Annotated in this window: 22 protein-coding genes; 12 read left to right on the top strand and 10 right to left on the bottom strand. The window is 69.5% G+C overall.

The window, feature by feature from the left end; genetic code table 11:
• The first annotated feature begins 87 nt into the window (after window positions 1-87).
• Entirely contained in the window at window positions 88-1,245 is a 1,158-nt protein-coding gene (locus tag ACNQS7_RS17595) for a CoA transferase (RefSeq protein WP_418013526.1), read from the top strand.
• Window positions 1,239-2,540: an amidohydrolase family protein gene (locus tag ACNQS7_RS17590; protein WP_418013525.1), complete on the top strand. Its 1,302-nt coding sequence runs from the start codon at window positions 1,239-1,241 to the stop codon at window positions 2,538-2,540. The genes ACNQS7_RS17595 and ACNQS7_RS17590 overlap by 7 nt, the downstream gene beginning before the upstream one ends.
• Here ACNQS7_RS17590 and ACNQS7_RS17585 read toward each other — a convergent pair.
• Window positions 2,525-3,427, bottom strand: a complete 903-nt coding sequence (locus ACNQS7_RS17585; protein ID WP_418016039.1) for an alpha/beta hydrolase — start codon at window positions 3,425-3,427, stop codon at window positions 2,525-2,527. The two genes, ACNQS7_RS17590 and ACNQS7_RS17585, sit on opposite strands and share 16 nt — an antisense overlap.
• 233 nt (window positions 3,428-3,660) lie before the next feature.
• Here ACNQS7_RS17585 and ACNQS7_RS17580 point away from each other — a divergent pair, with 233 nt between their 5' ends.
• The 8 genes from ACNQS7_RS17580 to ACNQS7_RS17545 all read left to right on the top strand — a co-directional run bounded on the left by ACNQS7_RS17580 (window position 3,661) and on the right by ACNQS7_RS17545 (window position 11,462).
• The gene (locus ACNQS7_RS17580) at window positions 3,661-4,323 is read left to right on the top strand and encodes an SAM-dependent methyltransferase (RefSeq protein WP_418013524.1); all 663 of its coding nucleotides are present in this window, start codon (window positions 3,661-3,663) and stop codon (window positions 4,321-4,323) included.
• A complete protein-coding gene (locus tag ACNQS7_RS17575) occupies window positions 4,320-5,549 on the top strand; it encodes a molybdopterin-dependent oxidoreductase (protein WP_418013523.1) in 1,230 nt (409 codons plus the stop codon). Before ACNQS7_RS17580 ends, ACNQS7_RS17575 begins: the two co-directional genes overlap by 4 nt.
• A 1-nt stretch (window position 5,550) precedes the next feature.
• Window positions 5,551-6,063, top strand: coding sequence for a hypothetical protein (locus ACNQS7_RS17570; protein WP_418013522.1), 513 nt, complete (start codon window positions 5,551-5,553; stop codon window positions 6,061-6,063).
• 40 nt (window positions 6,064-6,103) lie between these two features.
• Window positions 6,104-7,303, top strand: coding sequence for an alpha/beta hydrolase fold domain-containing protein (locus ACNQS7_RS17565; RefSeq protein WP_418013521.1), 1,200 nt, complete (start codon window positions 6,104-6,106; stop codon window positions 7,301-7,303).
• 43 nt (window positions 7,304-7,346) lie between these two features.
• Window positions 7,347-8,756, top strand: coding sequence for a WS/DGAT/MGAT family O-acyltransferase (locus tag ACNQS7_RS17560; protein ID WP_055576563.1), 1,410 nt, complete (start codon window positions 7,347-7,349; stop codon window positions 8,754-8,756).
• Between the two features lie 58 nt (window positions 8,757-8,814).
• Window positions 8,815-9,594 carry a crotonase/enoyl-CoA hydratase family protein gene (locus ACNQS7_RS17555; RefSeq protein WP_055576564.1) on the top strand — a complete coding sequence of 260 codons (780 nt, stop codon included), beginning with the start codon at window positions 8,815-8,817 and terminating at the stop codon, window positions 9,592-9,594.
• Between the two features lie 87 nt (window positions 9,595-9,681).
• Window positions 9,682-11,169 carry a class I adenylate-forming enzyme family protein gene (locus ACNQS7_RS17550; RefSeq protein ID WP_418013520.1) on the top strand — a complete coding sequence of 496 codons (1,488 nt, stop codon included), beginning with the start codon at window positions 9,682-9,684 and terminating at the stop codon, window positions 11,167-11,169.
• A complete protein-coding gene (locus ACNQS7_RS17545; RefSeq protein ID WP_418013519.1) occupies window positions 11,166-11,462 on the top strand; it encodes a hypothetical protein in 297 nt (98 codons plus the stop codon). Before ACNQS7_RS17550 ends, ACNQS7_RS17545 begins: the two co-directional genes overlap by 4 nt.
• Window positions 11,463-11,490: 28 nt before the next feature.
• Here the strand turns inward: ACNQS7_RS17545 and ACNQS7_RS17540 are convergent, their stop codons facing one another.
• The 3 genes from ACNQS7_RS17540 to ACNQS7_RS17530 all read right to left on the bottom strand — a co-directional run bounded on the left by ACNQS7_RS17540 (window position 11,491) and on the right by ACNQS7_RS17530 (window position 14,308).
• Window positions 11,491-13,443: a PE family protein gene (locus ACNQS7_RS17540; protein WP_418013518.1), complete on the bottom strand. Its 1,953-nt coding sequence runs from the start codon at window positions 13,441-13,443 to the stop codon at window positions 11,491-11,493.
• 104 nt (window positions 13,444-13,547) lie between these two features.
• Window positions 13,548-14,168 (bottom strand): TetR/AcrR family transcriptional regulator, encoded by a 621-nt coding sequence (locus tag ACNQS7_RS17535; RefSeq protein WP_418013517.1) that lies wholly within the window; start codon window positions 14,166-14,168, stop codon window positions 13,548-13,550.
• On the bottom strand, window positions 14,165-14,308 hold the full coding sequence (locus tag ACNQS7_RS17530; RefSeq protein ID WP_197048015.1) for a hypothetical protein: 144 nt from the start codon (window positions 14,306-14,308) through the stop codon (window positions 14,165-14,167). The genes ACNQS7_RS17535 and ACNQS7_RS17530 overlap by 4 nt, the downstream gene beginning before the upstream one ends.
• A gap of 176 nt (window positions 14,309-14,484) precedes the next feature.
• Between ACNQS7_RS17530 and ACNQS7_RS17525 the strand changes: the two genes are divergently transcribed.
• Window positions 14,485-15,267, top strand: a complete 783-nt coding sequence (locus ACNQS7_RS17525; RefSeq protein WP_418013516.1) for a crotonase/enoyl-CoA hydratase family protein — start codon at window positions 14,485-14,487, stop codon at window positions 15,265-15,267.
• Window positions 15,268-15,372: 105 nt separating this feature from the next.
• Here the strand turns inward: ACNQS7_RS17525 and ACNQS7_RS17520 are convergent, their stop codons facing one another.
• The 4 genes from ACNQS7_RS17520 to ACNQS7_RS17505 all read right to left on the bottom strand — a co-directional run bounded on the left by ACNQS7_RS17520 (window position 15,373) and on the right by ACNQS7_RS17505 (window position 18,599).
• The gene (locus ACNQS7_RS17520; RefSeq protein ID WP_418016038.1) at window positions 15,373-16,842 is read right to left on the bottom strand and encodes an aldehyde dehydrogenase; all 1,470 of its coding nucleotides are present in this window, start codon (window positions 16,840-16,842) and stop codon (window positions 15,373-15,375) included.
• Between the two features lie 101 nt (window positions 16,843-16,943).
• Window positions 16,944-17,723: a class I SAM-dependent methyltransferase gene (locus ACNQS7_RS17515; RefSeq protein ID WP_418013515.1), complete on the bottom strand. Its 780-nt coding sequence runs from the start codon at window positions 17,721-17,723 to the stop codon at window positions 16,944-16,946.
• 28 nt (window positions 17,724-17,751) lie between these two features.
• The gene (locus ACNQS7_RS17510) at window positions 17,752-18,249 is read right to left on the bottom strand and encodes a lipoprotein LpqH (RefSeq protein ID WP_418013514.1); all 498 of its coding nucleotides are present in this window, start codon (window positions 18,247-18,249) and stop codon (window positions 17,752-17,754) included.
• Between the two features lie 26 nt (window positions 18,250-18,275).
• Window positions 18,276-18,599: a WhiB family transcriptional regulator gene (locus ACNQS7_RS17505; protein ID WP_418013513.1), complete on the bottom strand. Its 324-nt coding sequence runs from the start codon at window positions 18,597-18,599 to the stop codon at window positions 18,276-18,278.
• Between the two features lie 141 nt (window positions 18,600-18,740).
• Between ACNQS7_RS17505 and ACNQS7_RS17500 the strand changes: the two genes are divergently transcribed.
• Window positions 18,741-19,895, top strand: a complete 1,155-nt coding sequence (locus ACNQS7_RS17500) for a glycosyltransferase family 4 protein (protein ID WP_418013512.1) — start codon at window positions 18,741-18,743, stop codon at window positions 19,893-19,895.
• 8 nt (window positions 19,896-19,903) lie between these two features.
• Here the strand turns inward: ACNQS7_RS17500 and ACNQS7_RS17495 are convergent, their stop codons facing one another.
• The gene (locus ACNQS7_RS17495; protein WP_418013511.1) at window positions 19,904-20,689 is read right to left on the bottom strand and encodes a YoaK family protein; all 786 of its coding nucleotides are present in this window, start codon (window positions 20,687-20,689) and stop codon (window positions 19,904-19,906) included.
• Between the two features lie 139 nt (window positions 20,690-20,828).
• The gene (locus ACNQS7_RS17490) at window positions 20,829-22,532 is read right to left on the bottom strand and encodes a hypothetical protein (RefSeq protein WP_418016037.1); all 1,704 of its coding nucleotides are present in this window, start codon (window positions 22,530-22,532) and stop codon (window positions 20,829-20,831) included.
• Between the last annotated feature and the right edge of the window lie 96 nt (window positions 22,533-22,628).

Genomic DNA, 22,628 nt, shown 5'->3' with positions numbered 1-22,628 from the left:
CTGGAATGTGGTCTGCGCCACATTCCCGCATCTAGCAGCCACGGCCCCCGCGGACGCCGATCACCGGCCGCGAGCAACCATGGTGGGGTGAGTTCGGTTGCGGAGTGGGGGCGCAGCGGCCTGGCCTATCTGACTGGTCTGCCCGGCGCCGCCCCCGACTTCTCGCGCGCCGGCGTGCTCGAACACGCCCGGCAACTCGCTCCCGACGCGGCCAGTTGGCTGACGGGGCGCGCCGGGCTGCTCGGACTGGGCCGGGCCGGCCAGGTGTCGGCCGGCGGCGCCACCCATCTGATGGCGGCACGCGACGGGTGGTGCGCGATCACCCTGTCCCGGCCCGACGACGTCGCCGCCGTCCCGGCGCTGCTGTCGGCCGACACGGTCGAAGCGGACCCGTGGCCCGCGCTGCACCGCTGGGTGGCGAGCCGGCCGGCGGCCCAGGCCGTCGAACGCGCGACGCTGCTCGACATCCCCGCGGCCGCGCTGGGTGAGGCCGCCGCGACGCCACCGCGGGTGCGCCGGACGGCGCCGCCGGCGCCGCTCGACGGACCGGCGGGCCTGCTGGTCGCCGACCTGTCCTCGCTGTGGGCCGGCCCGTTGTGTGGGCAGTTGCTGGCCCGGGCGGGCGCTACGGTCGTGAAAGTGGAAAGTCCCGCCCGGCCCGATGGCACCCGGGCCGGCGACCGCAGGTTTTTCGACTGGATCAACGCAGCCAAACTGTCCTACTGCCTGGACTTCGACCGGCAGGCCGGCGAGTTGCGCGACCTGCTGACGGTCGCCGACATCGTGATCGAGGGATCGCGGCCCGACGCGCTGGCGCGCCGCGGGCTGGGCCCTGACGACATTGCCCCGCGGGCCGGGCGGGTCTGGTTGCGGATCACCGGTCACGGGTCGCGATCCCGGCGGCCGGCGTTCGGCGACGACGCCGCGGTGGCGGGCGGCCTGGTCGGCGCCGGCCCCGTTTTCTGCGGGGACGCCATCGCCGACCCGCTGACCGGGTTGGAGGCCGGCCGGGCGGTGCTGGACTCGCTGCACCGCGGCGGTGGCGAGCTCATCGAGGTCGCCATGGCCGCGGTTGCCGCGACCTACGCGGCGTTGCCTGCCGGCCCGTCGGGGCCGGCGCAGTGCTCCGACCGGCCGGTGTGCCCGCCGCCGGCGCCCCAGGTGCACGGCGCGGCCTCCGTCCTGGGCGCCGACAACGATGCCGTGCGTCACCTGGTCACCGAAAGGCGCTGCCGGTCATGCTGATCAAGCGGGCCACCCTGCTGGACGGGACGACTGCCGACATCCGGGTGGGTGCGCGGATCGAGGAAGTGCGGCAGAGCCTGGCCCCGCGGCCCGGGGAAGGTGTGCTCGACGCCTGCGGCGGCACCGTGCTGCCGGGCCTGCACGACCATCATGTGCACCTGCACGCGGCGGCGTCGGCGCTGGACTCGCTGTCCCTCGGGCCCCCCGCGGTGCGCACCAGAGACCAACTGGCGCATGCTCTTTCGAGTGCGGTTCCGGGACCCGACGGATGGATCCGCGCCGTCGGCTACCACGAGTCGGTGGCCGGGGAGCTGGACCGGGCGGCGCTGGACGCCGTCCGCGCGCACGTCCCGGTGCGTGTCCAGCACCGCAGCGGGGCGCTGTGGATGCTCAACTCCGCGGCGCTGGGACGCGTGGGGCTCGCCGGTCATCCCGACGGCCGGCTACGTAGCGCCGACCCCTGGTCGCAGGCGCTGCAACGCAGAGAGACCGATCTGGCCGAACTGAGCCGGCGCATCACGGCCACCGGAGTCACCGGAGTCACCGACGCGACCCCCGACCTGGACGTCGAAGGCCTGGTGTCGCTGATGATGGCCCACCGCAGCGGCGAATTCCGGCCTGGCGTCAAGGTTCTGGTGCCCGGCAAGAGGATCCTGCACGACGACCGTCTCGACCTGGACGAGTTGATTCAGTGGATCGGTGACCGGCACCGGTCCGGGCAACCGGTCGCCGTGCACTGTGTGACCGCGGCGCAACTGGTCGTCACGATCGCGGCCCTGCGGGCGGCCGGCAGCCACCCGTTCGACCGTATCGAACATGCCGCGGTGGTGCCCGACGACAACCTGGCCGACCTCGCCGAACTCGGCGTCACCGTGGTGACGCAACCCAATTTCGTTGCCGAGCGCGGTGATCAGTACCTGGCCGACGTCCCCGCACACGAGCGGGATCAACTCTGGCGGGTCGCATCGTTACTCAGGGCGAATATCCCGGTTGCGCTGTCCACCGACATGCCGTTCGGCGACGGCGATCCGTGGGCGGCGATACGGGCCGCGGTGTCGCGCAGCACGCCCAGTGGGGAGGTTCTCAATGCCGGCGAATGTGTCTCCGCACGAACGGCTTTGACGATGTTCCTGGGCTGGTCTGATCGTCCGGACCGGCCGCGCACGGTCGAGATCGGCGAACCGGGAGACCTCTGTGTGCTGTCCGAGCCACCCGACACGGTGCTGGCCGAGCTGGATGCGGGGCTGGTGGCGGCGACGCTGATCCGGGGCGAACTCGTCTACTTCGCGATGTGACCGGACAGGGCCGGCCGCAAGGCATCGCACTGCATCCGGAAAAACTGTTGCGACACCGGCAGTTTCGCCGCGACAAGGTCGAACCCGTGAAACGCGCCCGGAATCCGTTCCACCTGGCACGGCACCCCGGCCTCGACCAGCCGACGCGCGTATTCGACGTCCTCGTCGTGGAACAGGTCATGGGTGCCGACCCCGACCCACGCCGGGGGCAGCCCGCTCAGGTCGGTGCGCCGGGCCGGCACCGCGACCGCCGGGTCCGCGCCGCCGAGATACGAGACCCAGCCGAATTCATTGGCCCTCGGATCCCACAGCCGGTGATTCGGGTTCGGCGGCGCCGACGAGCTGCGGTCATCCAGCATCGGATAGACCAACAACTGAAACGCCGGGGTGAGGGCAGCGCGGTCGCGCGCCAGCAGCGCCAGCGCTGCGGCCAGTCCGCCGCCGGCGCTGGCCCCGCCGATCGCCACTCGCGCCGGATCCACCGCGGGCAGGGCGGCCAGCCAGGTCAGCGCGGCATAGCAGTCCTCCAGCGGGGCGGGGTACGGATGCTCGGGCGCCAGCCGGTAATCGACCGAGGCGACCGTGATGCCTAACGCTTTGCTGAACCGCAGACACAGCGCGTCGTCCTGCTGGGCCGAACCGAACACGTATCCGCCGCCGTGAATCCACAACAGCGCGGCAGTCGGTTCGGCGATCCCCGCCGGCCGGTACAACCGAACGCCGGTGCCCGACGCCAGGGTCAGCACCTCGACTCCGGCGGGAGTCCGTCGCGGTCTCGTCAGCTTGGCCGCCCGCCGCATCACCGGCAGCAGCCGCGGACCGGCCAGCCGCCGCGGCGCAAAGCGCGCGATCCGTCGCAAGTCAGGGTGGACCTCGTCATTCACGATGTCGTTCGTGGCGGCCGGCATCGATCCAGTATCCAACCCGGGCCATCTGGGCCCGCTCCGGCACCGAATATCTGGCATGGACTTTCGCGTTCGCCGAGCGTAACTGTTGACACGGCGTGTGTAGCCAGCCCTGGAACGGGGTATCGATGGGTTTGATCGGTGGACGCGGTTTTGCCAGTGGCCGCTGCGCGCTCGCGCAACGTGGTCGATCACGATGTGCGAGGAGCGTGCGAATGCTGGGAAATCTGTATGACCGTGCCCTCGTCGGCGAGCGTTGTTGGATCCGGCACGACGACGGCGAGGTGCGTCCGCTCCCGGCCCACCGCTGGCTGGGAGCCGCAGACCGCGCCGCCGCCGAGAATGACGGTGAGCGAGCCTCCGACGAGGCATTCGACGAGGCCGTCGCCGCGATGTGCTTCGGCCCGACCATCGAACTGGGCTGCGGGCCGGCCCGCCTGGTCGCGCGCTTGGTGCAGCGGGGTATACCGGCGCTGGGCATCGACCGCTCGGTGACCGCGATTCAACTCGCCAGCCGCGGCGGCGCTCCCGCCTTACTCGGCGACGTCTTCGAACCGCTGCCCGGCACCGGCCGCTGGCAGACGGTGCTGCTGGTCGACGGCAACGTCGGCCTGGGCGGCGACCCGGGACGCATCCTGGGCAGGGCCGCGGAGTTGCTGGGACGCGGCGGGCGCTGCGTGGCCGAATTCGATACCCGCGCCATCGGCATCCAGGGCCGTTGGGTCCGGCTGGAGTCCGGACGCGAGGTGGGCCCCTGGTTCCGCTGGGCCTCGGTGGGCGTGGACAGCGCCGCCTCGCTTGCGGCGCAGGTTGGTCTTACGCTTACCGGCGTGCGGATGATCGGCGGGAGGGTGATCGCAACGCTGGCAGCGTTGTGAAAAGCCCTGCGAGTCGCTTCACCAGCCCGTTACGCGGCCCCTGGCTGACGTCGGTTTTCGGGCTGGCGCTGCTGGTTGCCCTGCCCGTCATCGTGCTCACCGGCCTGCTGTCCTACATCGCCTACGGGCCGCAACTGGGCCAGGCCATACCCGCCGACGTCGGCTGGCTGCGGCTGCCGCTGTTCACCTGGCCCACCCGCCCGTCCTGGCTCTACCGGCTCACTCAGGGTCTGCACGTGGGGCTGGGCCTGGTGATCATCCCGGTGGTGCTGGCCAAGCTGTGGTCGGTGATCCCGAAGCTGTTCGCCTGGCCGCCGGCCCGGTCCCTGGCCCAGCTGATAGAGCGGGTGTCGCTGCTGATGCTGGTGGGCGGCCTGCTGTTCGAGATCGTCACCGGCGTGCTCAACATCCAGTACGACTACATCTTCGGATTCAGCTTCTACGACGCGCACTACTTCGGAGCGTGGGTGTTCATCACCGGCTTCCTGATGCACATCGCGCTCAAGATCCCCCACATGATCACCGGCCTGCGATCGATACCGCTGCGAGAAGTATTGCGTACCAACGTTTCCGGCACTCGCGCCCAGCCACCCGATGACACCGGGCTGGTGGCGGAGGAGCCGGCCGCGCCGACCGTCAGCCGGCGCGGCGCACTGGCGCTGGTCGGCTCCGGCGTGTTGCTGCTCGCGGTGCTGACCGTCGGGCAGACCCTCGGCGGCCCGGCCCGCGGCGTCGCACTCCTGGTACCGCGGGGGAGGGGCCGGGACTTCCCGGTCAACAAGACCGCGTCCGTCGCCGGCATTACGCCCGAGGCGGTGGGCCCCGGATGGCGATTGACGCTGCGGGGCGGGCCGGCCGAGGTGGTGCTGGACCGCGCCGCGCTGGCCCGGCTGCCGCAACGCACCGCGCGGCTGCCGATTGCCTGCGTGGAGGGCTGGTCGACGGTGCAGACCTGGAGCGGCGTGCCGCTGGCGGAGTTGGCGCGGTTGGCGGGGGTGCCGGCGCCCGGGTCGGCGCACGTGCGGTCGCTGCAGCGGGGCGGCGCATTCGGCGAGGCGTTCCTGCAGGCCAACCAGGTCGCAGACCCGGATGCGCTGCTGGCGCTGCGGGTCAACGGCGAGGACCTGCCGCTGGATCACGGCTACCCGGCGCGGATCATCGTCCCCGCCCTGCCCGGTGTGCACAACACCAAGTGGGTGACCGCCATCGACTTCGGGCGGACTTGAAATGATCGCCAGGCCAACGCTTTTCGCACGATACTACGGCGCTCACCCGTTGCATCTGCTGACCATGGTGGCCGGGTTCGCGCTGCTGGGCTATGTGCTGATCGCGCTGCGACCGGCCGCTCTGTGGAATCCGGGCAGTTGGTGGCAGTCGGTCGCGGTGTGGTTGGCCGCGGCCGTCATCGGCCACGACTTGGTGCTCTTCCCGCTCTACGCGCTGGCCGACGCGGCCATAGCCCGACTGCCCGGGGTCCGGGCGCCGTCACCGAAAGTCCCGGTGCGCAATTACATTCGCGTCCCGGCCCTGGGTGCCGGGCTCACGCTGCTGGTCTTTCTGCCGGGCATCATCGAGCAGGGCGCCGACACCTACCATGCGGCAACCGGCCAGACCCAGCAGCCGTTTTTGGGCCGCTGGCTGCTGCTGGTCGCGGCGTTGTTTGCCGGCAGCGCGCTCGCCTACGCCGTGCGGCTTGTCCTGACGAGCCGGCGCATCCCGGAAGAGAATGCAACCGGATAATGCTGGGTTACTACCGGCCAGTAGGGGTACGCTCCCCAGCATGACGGCGACTGGACAGTCCAAATCCTGCGTCAAAAGGATGCTGCGGGCCGGTCCTGCTGACTATCTGCTGGCCATGAGCCGGGCCGGGGCTTCATTGCCGCTGGTGGGCAAGCGCCTGGAGCCATTGGGAACCGTCGCCGCGATGAGCCTGTGGGGCATGCGGTTCGCCCCCGAGTTGGTGTCCGCATCGGCCAAGGGGCGGTTCGCCCCGGGCAGCGGCGAGCTGCGCCGCCGCGAGCGGGACAGCACCAACGAGGTGTCGATCGCGGCGCTGCGTGGGACGGTGTCGCCGGAGGAACTCGACGCCGAGTGGCCCGCCGCCAACCCGACGCCGCCGTTCTGGGAGGCGCTGCGACGCAGCAAGTACCTGCACCGGCGCGGCGTGCACTACGGCGACCAGCCGGTTCAGACCCTCGATGTCTGGCGGCGCAAGGACCTGCCCGCCGAACCCGCCCCGGTGCTGGTCTTCGTGCCTGGGGGCGCCTGGGTGCACGGCAGCACCCAGATGCAGGGGACCGCCCTGATGTCGCGTTTGGCCGAGCAGGGCTGGGTCTGCCTGGCGATCAACTACCGGGTCTCGCCACACCACCGCTGGCCCCGGCACATCACCGACGTCAAGACCGCCATTGCCTGGGCGCGGGCCAACGTCGACAGGTTCGGCGGCGACCGCAACTTCGTCGCCGTGGCCGGTTGTTCGGCCGGCGGCCACCTCGCCGCGCTGGCCGGGCTCACCGACGACGACGCGACCTACCAGGCAAAGCTGCCCGACGGTGCCGACAGCTCGGTGGACGCGGTGGTCGGCATCTACGGCCGCTACTGTTGGGAGGACCGGTCGACCCCCGAGCGGGAGCGGTTCGTCCAGTTCCTCGAGCGCGTGGTGGTCCAGCGGTCCATCGCGCGGCACCCGGACGTCTTCCGGGACGCCTCGCCGATCGCGCGAGTGCACCGAAATGCGCCGCCGTTTTTGGTGATTCACGGCAGTCGGGACAGTGTGATCCCGGTAGCGCAGGCCCGCAGCTTCGTCGAACGGCTGCGTGCGGTATCGGCTTCCCTGGTCAGCTACGTCGAACTGCCGGGCGCGGGCCACGGCTTCGACATGCTCGACGGGCCGCGCGCGGGCGCCATGGCCCATGCCACGGCGCTGTTCCTCAACCAGGTGCACCGCACCCGGACACAGTTCGCCAAAGAGGTCATCTAGGCCCGGACCGCTTGTAAGGTCGCGCTATGGGTAGGGGACTGCGGTGAAGCGGCTCACCGGCTGGGACGCGGTGCTGCTGTACAGCGAGACGCCGAACGTGCACATGCACACCATCAAGGTCGCCGTCATCGAACTCGATCCGGAGAGCCGCGGCTTTACCATCGACGCGTTTCGTCAGGTGATCGCCGGGCGGATGGACAAGCTGGTCCCGTTGGGCTATCAGCTGATTGACGTCCCCTACAAGTTCCACCACCCGATGTGGCGGGAGAACTGCGACGTCGACTTCGAGTACCACATCCGCCCGTGGCAGCTGCCCGCCCCGGGTGGCCGTCGCGAACTCGACGAGGCCATCGGGCAGATCGCCAGCACACCGCTGGACCGCTCGCACCCGTTGTGGGAGATGTACTTCGTCGAGGGGCTGGCCGACGACCGTATCGCGGTGGTGCTCAAGATCCACCACGCCCTGGCCGACGGTGTCGCCTCGGCGAACCTCATGGCGCACGGCATGGATCTCATGCCGACGCCGCAGCTCAGCTCCTACACGCCCGATCCGGCGCCCACCAAACGCGAACTGATCAACACCGCGTTCGTCGACCACATGCGCCACATCAAACGCATCCCCGCGACCGTCCGCTACACCGCCCAGGGCATCCGGCGGGTGCGGCGCAGTTCGCGCAAGCTCTCCCCGGAGCTGACGATGCCGTTCACCCCGCCACCGACGTTCATGAACCACATGCTCACCCCGGAGCGCCGGTTCGCCACCGCCACCCTGGCGCTGGCAGATGTGAAGGAGACCGGCAAAAAGCTCGGCGCCACCATCAACGACATGGTGCTGGCCCTGTCCAGCGGCGCGCTGCACAAGCTGCTGGTGCGCTACGACGGCAAGGCGGTGCCGCTGCTGGCGTCGGTGCCGGTCAGCTTCAACTTCGACCCAGAGCGGATCTCGGGCAACTACTTCAGCGGCATGATGGTCGCGCTGCCGTGTGACCTGGACGACCCGCTGGAGCGGGTCCGCGCCGCACACGACAACGCCGTGTCCGCCAAGGAGAGCCACCAGTTGCTCGGGCCGGAGTTGATCAGCCGCTGGGCCGCCTACTGGCCGCCGTCGGGTACCGAGGCGATGTTCCGCTGGCTGTCCAGCCGCGACGGCCAGAACAAGGTGCTCAACCTCAACATCTCCAACGTCCCCGGTCCCCGAGAACGCGGCCGGGTGGGCGGAGCGCTGGTCACCGAGATCTACTCGGTGGGTCCGCTGACGGCGGGCAGTGGCCTGAACATCACCGTGTGGAGCTACGTCGATCAACTCAACATCTCGGTGCTGACCGATGGCGCCACCCTGAACGACCCGCACGAGGTGACCGAGGCGATGATCGCCGAGTTCGTCGAGATACGCAGGGCGGCAGGGCTTTCGGAAGATCTGACGGTCGTGGCCGAGGCGATGGCGCAGGCGTGATGCGACGTTACATCGACCGGCGGATTCGTCACGCGCGACGCCCGCTACCATCGGCACTGTGAGCGACGAAGCTAACAGCGAACCCGAGATCCTGACCGAAAAGCGGGACCGGATCCTGATCATCACCATCAACCGCCCCAAGGCCAAGAACGCGATCAACGCGGCGGCCAGTCAGGGGCTGGCCGACGCCATGGATCGTCTGGACGAGGATGCCGACCTGTCGGTGGCGATCCTGACCGGCGCCGGCGGATCATTCTGCGCGGGCATGGACCTCAAGGCGTTCGCCCGCGGCGAGAACGTCGCGATCGCCGGGCGCGGCCTGGGGTTCACCGAGCGCCCGCCCGCCAAGCCGCTGATCGCCGCGGTCGAGGGTTATGCGCTGGCCGGTGGCACGGAACTGGCGCTGGCCACGGATCTGATTGTGGCAGCTAATAATTCGGCTTTCGGCATCCCCGAGGTCAAGCGCGGTCTGGTGGCCGGCGGCGGTGGTCTGCTGCGGCTGCCCGAGCGCATCCCGTACGCGATCGCCATGGAACTTGCGCTGACCGGCGACCAACTCTCGGCCGAGCGCGCACACGAGCTGGGCCTGGTCAACGTGCTCGCCGAGCCGGGCGGAGCACTGGACGCGGCGATCGCGCTGGCCGAGAAGATCACCGCCAACGGTCCGCTCGCGGTCGCCGCCACCAAGCGCATCATCACCGAATCCCGTGGCTGGACACTGGAAAACCGGTTCACCAAGCAGATCGAGATCCTCGCCCCGATCTTCATGTCCAACGACGCGAAGGAGGGCGCGATCGCCTTCGCCGAGAAGCGTCCCCCACGCTGGACGGGCACCTGATCGCGGACCGGCGGTGACGCCCGAGCGGCATGGGTTACACTATCGGCAAGATTTGTAACGGTCGCGGGATCCTAGAGGGATCGAGGAATGAGCGTTTCGCTGCTGCTGGAGATGGCTGCGTCGGGCAACCCCGAGCGCACGGCGCTGGTGGCCGGGGACCTGCGGCTGACGACGCAGCAGCTCAGCGACCTGGCTGACGGTGGTGCGGGCGTCCTGGCTGGCTCGGGAGCTCGGCACGTCGTCTACGTCGGGGCCGGCGGCGCGTTGCTGCCGCTGCTGATCTTCGCCTCGGCGCGGGCCGGGTTGCCGTTCACCCCGATCAACTACCGCCTTTCCGCCGAGGGCATCCAGGCGCTGATCCAGCGGCTGCCCGAACCGCTGGTGATTGTCGACGACCGGTACCGGCACATGATCGGCGACGCCAGGGCGCTGGGCTCCGAGGAATTCCTCACGCTGGCCCGCAGCGCCGAGGCCGCCGCGGAGTTCGCCGATCCGGACTCGGTCGCCGTGGTGCTCTTCACCTCCGGCACCACCTCGCAACCCAAGGCCGTCGAGCTCACCCACAACAATCTGACCAGTTACATCACCGGAACCGTCGAATTCGACTCGGCCGCAACCGAAGACGCCGCGCTGATTTGCGTGCCGCCCTATCACATCGCCGGGGTCGGAGCCGCGCTGTCCAACCTGTACGCCGGCCGAAAGATGGTGTATCTGACTAACTTCGACCCCCACGAGTGGGTGCGGCTGGTCAACGACGAGCGCGTCACCACCGCCACCGTGGTGCCGACCATGCTGGATCGCATCGTCAACGTGCTGGAGACCGGTCAGCATAAGCTGGCCGCGCTGCGCAACCTCGCCTACGGCGGTTCCAAAGTGGGCCTGCCACTGGTCCGGCGGGCCCTGGAACTGCTGCCGGACGTCGGCTTCGTCAACGCCTACGGCCTCACCGAAACCAGCTCGACGATCGCGGTGCTCACACCCGACGACCACCGCGACGCGCACGCGGCGGCCGACGCCGCGGTCGCCAGGCGGCTGGGCTCCGTCGGCCGGCCGGTTCCGGGCATCGAGGTCGAGATCCGGGGCGAGGACGGCACCGTGCTAGGGCCGGGGGAGACGGGCGAACTGTTCGTCCGCGGCGAGCAGGTGTCCGGGCGCTATGCCGGGATCGGTTCGGTGCTCGACGAAAACGGTTGGTTCCCAACCAAAGACATCGCCATGATCGACGAGGACGGCTATCTGTTCATCGGCGGGCGCAGCGACGACACCATCATCCGCGGCGGCGAGAACATCGCCCCCGCCGAACTCGAGGAGGTTCTCATCGAGCACCCCCACGTGCGCGATGTCGCGGTGGTCGGTGTCGAAGACCCGCAGTGGGGACAGGCAATCGTCGCGGTGGTGGTGCCTCGCGACGGCGTCGATCCCGACCCCGACGAACTGCGCGAATATGTCCGAAAGAGTTTGCGGGGGTCACGCACGCCGGACCGGGTAGTGTTCCGCGACGAGCTGCCGACCACCGCCACCGGCAAGGTACTTCGCCGGGAGATCATCGAGAACCTAGCAGGGGCGCAAACATGATCAAGAACGGAACCCGCCTGGCCAGCCAGGTGTGTGACACCCAAGTCATCGTCGTCCGCAGCGCGGACAGCCTCGACGACCTGCGCTGCGGCGGCGCCCCGATGGTGGAGATGGGCGCCGAGCGTTCCGGTTCGCTCGACCCGGCCTTCGCCGACGGCAGCGTGATGGGCAAGCGCTACGTCGACGAAACAGGCGCCGAGGTGCTGGTGACCAAGCCGGGCGCGGGCAGCCTGAGCGTCGGCGACACCAAGCTTGCCCTCAAAGAGGTCAAACCGCTGCCCGCCAGCGACTGACCGACGCCGAGCCGCCGCTGCGGCCGGGTCAGCCGTTCGGCCCCTGTGTGCCGGCCTTGCCGAAGGGTCCGGCGGCACCGCCGGCCCCGCCGTTCCCGCCGGTCCCGGTGGTGAAGCCGGTGCCACCGGCGCCACCGCCGCCGCCGGGACCGCCATTACCGATGAAGAAGGCGACGCCGCCGTTGCCGCCGTTACCACCGGGACCACCGGAACTGCCGATACCGCCGGTATTCAGGCCACCGGCGCCGCCCCAGCCGCCCCAGCCGCCGCTGCCGAACAGCATTCCGCCGTCACCGGCGCCCCCGCCCTGACCGCCGGCCGCACCGGCCCCGACCACATCGCTGGCGCCGCCTGCGCCGCCGAACCCGCCGTCCCCACCCTGGCCGATCAGCTTGGCGTTGGACCCGTGGCCACCAACGCCGCCGGCGCCACCGGAAATGCCCGGAGATCCGATGCCGCCGTTGCCGCCGTTACCGCCGGCCCCGTTCACGCCGGAGATGATGCCGCTGCTTCCGGCTTGGCCGCCGTTGCCGCCATTGCCGCCACCGAACGGTCCTCCGCCGGCCCCGCCGGCACCGCCGTGGCCGCCGGTGCCGCTGTTGCCGAATAGGCTCGCGGATCCGCCGCGACCGCCGTCGCCGCCATGACCGGCCGCACCCAGCGGACTGCCGTTACCACCGTTGCCACCCGGCCCGCCCCAGCCGCCATTCCCGTACAGCAGGCCGCCGTTGCCACCGGCGCCGCCGGCGCCGCCGTTGCCGGGCAGGGTGGCAGAGGCGGCGACGGAGCCGCCCCACCCGCCGTTGCCGCCCGTGCCGATCAGCCCGGCGTCGCCACCGCGGCCGCCGAAGCCGGCGTTGCCGTTCGAACTGGTCACGGCGCTGCCGCCGTCACCGCCGTTACCGAACAGATAGCCGGCGTTAGCGCCTGCCTGTCCCACGCCTCCACTGCCGCCGTTGCCACCGTCGCCGATCAGGAACCCGGCCTTGCCGGCGAGGCCGCCCGTGCCGCTGACAAAGCCGGTGCCTCCGTCGCCGCCGCTGCCGATCAACAGTCCGGCGTGGCCGCCGTTGCCGCCGAAGCCCTGGGTGGCACCGATCCCACTGTTGCCGCCGCCGCCGCCGTTGCCGAACAGGAAGGCATCGCCGCCGTTTCCACCGATGCCCGCGGTGGCGGGGCTGCCGAGGGTGAGCGAGCTACCGCCGGCCCCGCCGGCGCCGCCGTTGCCCCACAGGAATCCGCCGGCCCCGCCGCCGCCGCCGTTCCCGGCGGGCGTCAAGACCAGCCCCGAGACGTCCCCGCCGGCCCCGCCGCCCCCGCCGCTGCCCAGCAACCAGGCGCGACCGCCACTGCCGCCACCGGCGGCCGCGGCGCCATTGTTGCCTCCCCCGGCCCCGCCGGCCCCGCCGTTGCCGTACAGCCACCCGCCGGTGCCGCCGGCGCCGCCGGCTCCGGCGGGTACAGCCGGCGCGCCGGTGTTGCCGGACCCGCCGCTGCCGCCGTTACCGAACAGGCCGGCGTCGCCGCCTCTGCCACCGGCACCGTTGAAACCGTTCCCGCCGTTGCCGTAGAGCAGTCCGCCGGCCCCGCCGTTGGGGTTCAGCGCAGTTCCGTCAGCACCGTTGCCGATCAACGGGCGGCCCAGCAGCGCCTGCGTCGGCGCGTTGATCACGTCGAGCAACGGTTGCAGCGGTCCGACGTTCAGCGCTTCTGCGGTCGCGTACGCATTGGCCCCAGCGCTCATCGCCTGCACGAACTGCTGATGGAAGGCCGCCGCCTGCGCGCTGAGGGCTTGGTAGCCCTGCGCATGGACACCGAACAGGGCCGCCACCGCCGCCGAGATTTCGTCCGCGCCCGCGGCCAGCACTTCCGTGGTCGGCAACGCCGCGGCTGCATTCGCCTGGGTGATCACTGAACCGATATTCGACAGATCGGCGGCCGCAGAATTCAGGAATTCCGTCGATGCGAACACGTACGACATCCGTTTACCTCCCGACAGGCAACCATGGACCTCGTCGGAGCGTAACCCGATCACGCAGCTTGTTGGAGCTTTCGAACAAAACGCGAGCAAATCCAATAAGCGTCCTATCCGGCGCGCTTATCGTCCAATCCATTGCGCCGAACGAATTCTCTTGCCTTGATCAGGAATTCGAGTTGGTCACCGACCTGACGCAGTGGGACTACACTGCGGGTCGATCTGCACAGCACGATTGCGCCTTCCAGCGCTGATATCGACATCACCGCCAGCGAGGCGGCGTCCGCGTCGTCGAATCCGTCGGTGACGAATGCCCGGCTCAGCGCGGTGCACCAGCGACCGAGGATCAGGCCGGCTTCGGTGGACAGTTCGAGTTCCTCGTCAGCCGAACCGATCGCGGCTGCGACCACCGGGCACCCCGCGGTGAAATCACACTCGGTCAGCAAACGTTCCCAGAATTCGACGAACTCGCGGAGCAACGCTTTGGCCCCGCGGTCGACCGCGTTGTCGATGGTGGCCGTGATGGAGTCACCGGCGTAGCGCAGCGCCTCGGCCAGGATCTGGTTACGGCCCTCGGGGAAGTGGTGGTACACCGAACCGCGCGGGGCGCCGCTGCGTGCCAGCACGGAGTCGATGGTCACCCCCGCGGCACCGCGTTCCCGCATCACATGGGCGGCGCTGATCAGCATCTTGTCCCGGGTGCCGACCCGCTTCGTGCTGCTGGGTGTCATGCCGCGTGCGACGGCTCGTGGGGGTGCCGGATGGCGGGCCAGTGCAGGTGGCGGCCGCTCAGCCGGAAGGGGCGGCGGCGCAGGTCAGGCATCTCGCGGGTGAAGGTATGGCCGGCGATATTGAGCTCGATGATCCACATGGCTGCTCCCCGCAGGTGTGTTGCGCCTCATGCGCCGGGGACCGGCCCATGAATATGCTAAGCATCATATATTACAGGGATTTAGTAAGCAACTGCTCGCTATCAACCTGTGATCTGGGTATGAGTTCGGGTTATGCACTATTGCATAATCCATATATTTGCGGTTCACTCAAGCCATGACCAACACGGTGTCCCTGGAGCGGGACGGACACGTCCTGCTGATCGGCCTGAACCGGCCGCACAAGCGCAACTCGTTCGATCGCGAGATGCTGGCCGATCTGTCCCGCGCCTACGCGGTACTGGAATCGGACCCCGATGTGCGGGCAGGTGTGCTCTTCGCCCACGGTGACCACTTCACCGCCGGTCTGGACCTGGTCGACGTCGGTCCCGGCATCGCGTCGGGTGAGTCGCCGATGCCGGAGGGCGGGCGCGACCCGTGGCGTCTGGACGGCGCCTGGACGACGCCGCTGGTCGCCGTTGCCCACGGCTGGTGCATGACGCTGGGTATCGAGCTGCTGCTGGCCGCCGACATCCGGATCGCGGCGGCCGGAACCCGTTTCACGCAGCTCGAGGTGCAACGCGGCATCTACCCGTTCGGTGGCGCGACCATCCGCCTGCCCCGTGAGGCCGGCTGGGGCAACGCCATGCGCTGGCTGTTGACCGGCGACGAGTTCGACGCCGCCGAGGCGCACCGGATCGGGTTGGTGCAGGAGGTCGCCGAAGATGGCGCGGCGGCGCTGGCGCGGGGCCGGGAGATCGCTCAGACCATCGCCGAGCGTGCCGCGCCGCTGGGCGTGCGGGCGACGCTGGAGTCGGCGCAGCTGGCCCGCGAGCAGGCTGAGGCGGCGGCGATCGAGCGGTTGCGTCCCGACGTCGCCGCATTGTTCGCCAGCGAGGACGCCGCAGAAGGCGTGCAGTCGTTCATCGAGCGCCGGCAGGCCAGGTTCTCCGGCCGCTGACGTCGGCCGCTGCGCTCCACCCCTCGAGCGGGAACCACACGACGCTCAATCAGCGTGTCGCGCCACCTAATTCACATTCGGCGGTGAACCGTCTGCTCGGCAGGCTTACTCGACCGTGTAGCCCATCGGCATCAGCACACTCTTCTGCTGGGTGAAGTGCTCGACGCCCTCGGGCCCGTTCTCCCGCCCGATGCCGGAGTTCTTGTAGCCGCCGAACGGGCAGCAGGGGTCGAATGCGTACCAGTTGATCGCGTACGTACCGGTGCGAATCTTCTCCGAGATCTCAATTCCCTTGGGCACGTTGGTCGTCCACACGCTGCCGGCCAGCCCGTACACCGAGTCGTTGGCGATCTTGATCGCGTCCTCCTCGGTGTCATAGGCAATGATGCTCAGCACCGGCCCGAAGATCTCCTCCTGTGCGATCGTCATCTTGTTGTCGACGTCGGCGAACACGGTGGGTTGCACGAAGAATCCGTTGTCCAGGCCCTCGGGACGGCCGCCGCCGCACACCACCCGGGCGCCTTCCTCTTTACCCTTGGCGATGTAGCTCTCGACCCGGGCGCGCTGCTTCTCCGAGATCAGCGAGCCGATCTGCGCGGCCGGGTCCGACGGCGGTCCGACCGGTAGCGCCTGCACGAAAGCGCTTACCGCATCCACGATTTCGTCGTAACGGGACCGCGGCGCCAGGATTCGGGTCTGCCCGACGCAGGCCTGCCCGGTGTTCATGATCCCGGAGAACACCATCATCGGGACGGCCGAGGCCAGGTCGACGTCCTCGAGCACGATCGCCGCCGACTTGCCGCCCAACTCCAGGGTGCACGGCTTGAGCATCTCCGCGGCCCGCTTGCCGATCTCCTTGCCGACCGCCGAGCTGCCGGTGAACGTGAACAGGTCGACGTCGGGGTTGGAGGTCAGCGCCTGCCCGGTCTCGATACCGCCGGGTACCACCGACAGCACCCCTTCGGGCAAGCCGGCGTCGGCGAACACCTCGGCCAAAGCGTTTGCGGTCAAGGGTGTTTCGGCGGCAGGCTTCAAAACCACCGTGCAGCCGGCCAGCAGCGCCGGGCCCAGCTTGTTGATCGCCAGGAACAGCGGCACGTTCCAGGCCACGATCGCGCCGACCACGCCGATCGGCTCCCGGTGCACGATCGTCTGCCCATAGGAGCCGTTGCGGACCTCGCGCCACTTCACCTGGTCGACGGCCGGGCCGGAGAAGAAGCTCAGCGCCCCCATCGACCCCATCCAGTGCATGGTCTCGATGGTCATCGGCGGCTGGCCGGTCTCATCGGCGAGCAGCTTGGCGAAGAGCTCCTTGCGCTCCTCGAGCAGTTGCTGCGCCTTGGCGATTATGGCCGCGCGTTCCTTGGGAGGAGTCGAGGGCCACGGACCGCTGTCGAACGCGGCGCGGGCCGCGGCCACCGCCGCGTCGACGTCCGCCGCTGTCGCCAGCGGGACCTTGCCGACATATTCACCGGTGGCCGGACAGTGCACCTCGATGACCTCAGAGGTCGCCGGCTCGGTCCACTTGCCGCCGATGAACAGCTTGTCGTACTCGGTCGTGTCGCTCTTCGTCATGGTCATTGGCCGCTCCTCCTCATCGCTCCGCCCTGCATCGTTGCCAGCGGGCTCATGGGCGCCACCCTACCCAAGGCGGCGCAAGATTAGAACATGTTCCATTATCGGGGCGAGAGGACCAGCACCAGATTGCTCACCCCGAACTCGCGCAGCACCGGCACCGAGGTCAGCCACCAGGCCCATCGCGGGTGGTACCGAGGGAAAGTCGCCACCGCGCACCCGGTGGCGCGGGCCCAGTCCAGACCGTCCGCGACGGACACCGCGAACAACGACGATCCGTAGTTGTTCTTGGCCGGCCGGCCGTGCCGGCGGGCATATATTGCTGCCGCCCGGTAGCCGCCGAGGTAGTGCGTCAGGCCCATCTCGTGCCCGCCGAACGGGCCCAGCCAGACGGTGTAGGACAGCACCACCAGTCCGCCCGGTTTGGTCACCCGCAGCATCTCGTTGCCCAGCTGCCACGGTCGCGGCACGTGCTCGGCCACGTTCGACGACAGGCAGATGTCGACGGAGTCGTCGGCGAACGGCAGTGCCATGCCCGATGCCCGCACCGCGACGCTCGAGCCGTCGCCGGCGACGGGTCCGGCTGCGTGCATCTCCGAAGGGTCGGGCTCGACTCCGATGTAGCGGACCCCGGCGTCGGTGAACGCCGACGCGAAGTATCCGGGGCCGCCGCCGACGTCGAGCAGTGTGCGACCGGCCAGGGATCCGCCCCCTGATCCCCGCCACAGATCGCCCACCATCACCGCGGTGTCGGCCGCCAGCGCTCCGTAGAACCGCCCTGGATCGGGCTGCTCGTAGCGGAACTCCGACAACAGCCGAACCGACCTGCGCAGGGTCGCCCGTCGCGCGAAGAGGTCGGTCGGCTGGACAGGACGGGCCACGCGGCACACCCTACGGGCGGGCCGCCGATCAAGGGCAGGTGAATTGGATTCGGAAGGTCTTCTTGACGTCGTCGTTGTGGGTGTCGAGGCCCCATGAGGTGCCACCGATGGTGTAGCGCTTGCCGTCCTTACTCGCCGACGCCTGTCCCTTCTGCGGCGGGTCCATCACGAAAAGCGTGTAACCGACCAGGTTTTGCAGAATCACCATCCGCACCCGCGGTGATTCGCGGTTGACGGTCAGCGTGATCTTGACCGCGACGGGTTCCTTGCCGATCGAGATCATCGTCTCCCCACCATCGAGGGCGATGCAGGCGATCTGGCCGTCAACTCTGTGCTCTTGGCCGTCGACGACCACTTTGGCGTCGTTGGTCGCCGCTATGGCGCCGCCGGTATAGGTGACGGTGGGTCCCTCGACCGTGGGGGAGAACGTCGTGTGGCTGCACCCGGTCAGGCTCGCGCTCAGCGCGGCGGCGCCGGCGAGAGCGGCCGCAAGTAGGCCGGCGTGACGTCGGCTGGTCGATGGCATCGGAAAGAGCCTTTCGTTTCGTTCGCCTATCCGCTGCCTGCGGGAGCGCGCTGAGCATGGCGACGGGCGAGGAAAGCGCCCCAGGATTTGACGTCGGGATACTTTCTGAGCAATGACCGGCGCTGCCGCTCGGTCAGTCCGCCCCAGACGCCGTACTCGACCTTGTTGTCGAGCGCGACGGTCGCACACTCCCGCTTGACCGGGCAGTTCCGGCATATCAACGCAGCTTGACGCTGTTGTGCTCCGTTGACGAACAGCAGCTCGGCGTCCGTGGTCCCGCACACGGCCCGTGAGCGCCAATCGAGGTCGGGTGCGCGGGTGGGCTGCGAGGCCAGCGCGGTTTCTGACACGATTTGCCCCTTTCTGAGCGTGCAGAGGTCGATGTCCTATATATGATACATGAACGCATCGGATGCTATAACGACTTCAACTGCGGGGGGCAACCACCGGCCGCTGCTGGGTACGGCCTGCGCCCGTTAGGCTGGTCATCAATGTCTGACCTGCGATCCGTGCTGCTGCTGTGCTGGCGCGATACCGGGCATCCGCAGGGCGGTGGCAGCGAGACCTACCTGCAGCGCATCGGAGCACAGCTGGCGGGCGCCGGCGTCGCCGTCACCCTGCGTACCGCCCGCTATCCGGGCTCCGCGCGGCACGAGGTCGTCGACGGCGTCCGCGTCAGCCGCGCCGGCGGGCCGTACACCGTCTACATCTGGGCGATGCTCGCCATGGCGCTCGCCAAACTCCGGATCGGTTCGCTGCGGCACGTCAAACCCGACGTCGTCGTCGACACGCAGAACGGACTACCGTTCCTGGCCCGGCTGATCTACGGCAGGCGGGCGGTGGTCCTGGTGCATCACTGCCACCGCCAGCAGTGGCCGGTCGCGGGCCCGGTGCTGTCCCGGGTCGGCTGGTTCGTCGAGTCGACGTTGTCCCCGTGGCTGCACCGAGGTAACCAATACGTCACGGTGTCACTGCCGTCCGCGCGGGACCTGGTGACGCTCGGGGTGGACGGCGAGCGCATTGCCGTGGTGCGCAACGGTCTTGATGAGGCACCGACGCAGACGCTGTCCGGCCCGCGGTCGGCCGCGCCCCGCGTGGTGGTGTTGTCGCGGCTGGTGCCACACAAGCAGATCGAGGACGCGCTGGACGCGATCGCCGACCTGCGCTCCCGCATCCCCGGTCTGCACCTCGACGTCGTCGGCGGCGGATGGTGGCGCGAGCGGCTTGTCGAGCGCGTGCAGCAGCGCGGCATCGCCGACGCTGTCACCTTCCACGGCCATGTCGACGACGTCACCAAACACCATGTGCTGCAGAGTTCTTGGGTGCAGGTGCTGCCGTCGCGCAAGGAGGGGTGGGGCCTCGCGGTGGTCGAGGCGGGCCAGCACGGCGTGCCGACCATCGGGTACCGATCCTCCGGGGGTCTGTCCGACTCGATCATCGACGGGGTCACCGGCGTCCTGGTGGACGACCGCGCCGAATTGGTCGACCGGCTCGAACAGTTGTTGTCCGACGAGGTGCTACGTGAGCAGCTGGGTGCGAAGGCGCAGGTGCGCAGTGCCGAATTCTCCTGGCGGCAGAGCGCCGACGCGCTGCGCCTGGTCCTGGACGCGGTTCAGGCGGGACAGGACGTCAGCGGCGTCCTGTGAGCGGGCATCTACGCGGTCGCGGCAGCGGGTTCTTCGACGCGCCGCGCTGATGCCGAGATCAGCGACGGCATCGTGAATGCCCGGCCCCGCACCCAGCTCATCGCCGCGACGGTCGCGCAGAGGGCCGCCGGCACCAGCAGGGCATAACCCTCGAGCGAAGTGCCCATCAACAGGCCAGCGGCGCCGCCCCCCAGGAATAGGACGAGAGTCAGCGACAGGACCGCCGCCTTCCACTTCTCGATGCCCTGCTGGCGGGCGCGGCCGAGCATCAGCCCCAGATCGGTCACCGTGCCGGTGAAGTGGGTGGTACGAATCGCCATCCCGCGGAAGCTCGACGTCAGTCCGTTCTGTAGTCCGAGGGCCGCGGCGGCGAACATCGCCTGTACCGCGGTCTGCTCGACTCCGAGCGCTTCGATGGCGGCCCTGACCTGAGTTTCTTCGACGCCGAGGGCGGCGAGTATCAGCAGGGTCGCCTCGACGGTCAACACCGCCGCATGCCGCGGGCCCGGTAGGTGCTGGCTATTGCCGAGGATGGCTCCGGCGGTGATGGCGCCGCCCCAGAAGCCCAGCAGGATCGCCGCCAGGATGTGCCCCTCGTAGAGCAACGGGTTGGCGGTGTTCATGCCGAGCTGGGTCGTCACCGCGGTGAGGTTGCCGACCGGGAAGGCCAGCAGCAGCAGGGCCACCGCATTGACGAAGCCGGCGATGAACGCCAGGACGCCGCTGTAGCCGAGCAGTACTCCCTGCGCTCGCTTGCTCGACGATTCGGGTCGAGTGGTGCGGTCGAGTGGCATCAGATTCCTTCGGGCACGGCGGTCGTCGTCGCTACCTAAAGAAGGCTATATAGCGAAATCTGCTTCATCAATAAGTTTTCGTATGAATTTGGCCAGAAGGCGGACTGTCACAGGAGCTGAAACGCATTGTCGCCGTAACTCATTGGTGATCTGGACCACTCACCCTGGCGCGTCGTGCGGCTCTCGTTTGCAACGCCAAACCCGTGCCGCCGGCCACCAGCAGTGCGAGCCACGCGAGATGCGCCAGCACCACAGGCCGGCGGCCGGAGGCGGCGGCGCTGGTGCCGCCGATCCGGAACAGTGTGATGTCGTCGTCCCGGTAGGCCGGTGTCAGACCGGCGACCGAGCGTGCGCTGGCACCCATGTCGCCGGGGCTGCCCGACTCGACCGCCAGCCATGCCACCCCCGCCTTCGAAAGGGCGTCAGCCAGCCTCGAAGGCTCCTCTCCTGACAGCAGTAGCCGCTGCACGTCCCGGGCATGATCGCCCTCTCCCGGCACGGTGACTCCCGAGATCACCAGGTCGCCTGTGGTCAACACATCGGCACGGACCCAGCGGGGCAACGGGTCGAGCACCGGAGCCGCCCCCGACCAGGCGAAGTGCCGCATGGTGCCGGCGGGTAACACCGCGACAGGGCCGGGGTCGGCGTTGATCCTGGCTGCCACCGCCGTCCACCCGGACGGATAGCGCACCGGCGCGACCCTGCCCCACACCCCCCAGGCAAGATCCGGCAACACCAACACCAGAGCCACGCAGCACGCCACCGCGGTGACCGCCGACGGCAACCATCGTCGCAGTGTCACCACCGCGCCCGCGACAGCCACGGCGTAGCCGGGCATGGCCAGCGCCACCCACTTCTGTCCGTCGCGCAACACGCCCAGACCCGGCACGGCATCCACCGCCGCACGCAGGACGTGCAATCCGGGGACGGTCGCCAGCGCGGCCGGCACCACCACGGCCACCGCCGCCAGCGCCAGCAGCGGGACCGCGGCCCTCAGGCGGACGACGCGGGGCAATCCCGCCGCCACCAGCCCCAGCAACACGACAACCGCCAGCACCGCGAAAAGCGTTGTCCGCGAGGCGGGAACCGCCGCACCGTTCCAGATCCCGCCCAGCCCGGCCAGGCTGAACAGGGTGCCCAGACCGGGCTCGGCACGGGGCGCGAAGGCGTCGACGCCGGCGCCGTTGCCCACGCTCAACGAGGACCCGACCAGCGACGCCGTCAGCCACGGCAGCGCGCCGACCACCGAGAAACCCAAGGACACCCCCGCGCAGAGCCAACGGGGCCGTCCCGTCCCGGGAGCGGCCACGCACACCAGCGCCACCGTCGCGGCGAGGATCAGCCCGGTCGGCGTCAGCCCCGCCAGCGCGATCCAGAAAGCCAGGCTGAAGAACCCACCCCCGGTGCGCAACCCCAGCATCGCCGTCGCCACCCACGGCAGGCAGCCATAGCCGACGAGCAGGCTCCAGTGGCCCTGCAGAAGCCGCTCTGCGACATACGGATTCCAGATCGCCAGGGTGATCGCGACGAACTGGCCGCCGGCCCCGGCATCGGGCAGCACCGCCGCGACCAACCGCGCCGCACCCCAGCCGGCCAGCCACAACCCCAGGACCAGCAGCGCCTTGACCACCACGCCACCGTCGAGCACGTGTGAGGCGAGCGCCACCGCGAAGTCCTGCGGCGTCGCGCGCGGCGCCGCGGTCAACCCGAGCGCGGTGTCGGACAGGTAGGACCGCGGGGTTGACACCGCGTCGCGCAGCAACAGATAACCGGGCGCCAACAGTGGTCCGACGACCAGTAGTGCCAGTGCCAGGGCGTACGCCGGCCGGGCCACCCGGGCCATTCTGGCCCGCATCGTCGCCGCGCTGAGTCTGGATTGCCCGGCTCCTCCTCGGGCCATTCTGGCCCGCATCGTCGCCGCGCTGAGTCTGGATTGCCC

This window comes from Mycobacterium sp. 23 (genome assembly GCF_048287075.1).
Taxonomy (GTDB): Bacteria; Actinomycetota; Actinomycetes; order Mycobacteriales; family Mycobacteriaceae; genus Mycobacterium; species Mycobacterium gordonae_B.
The sequence above is the reverse complement of the archived record's forward strand: the minus strand, read 5'-3'. Positions and strand labels throughout refer to the sequence as shown.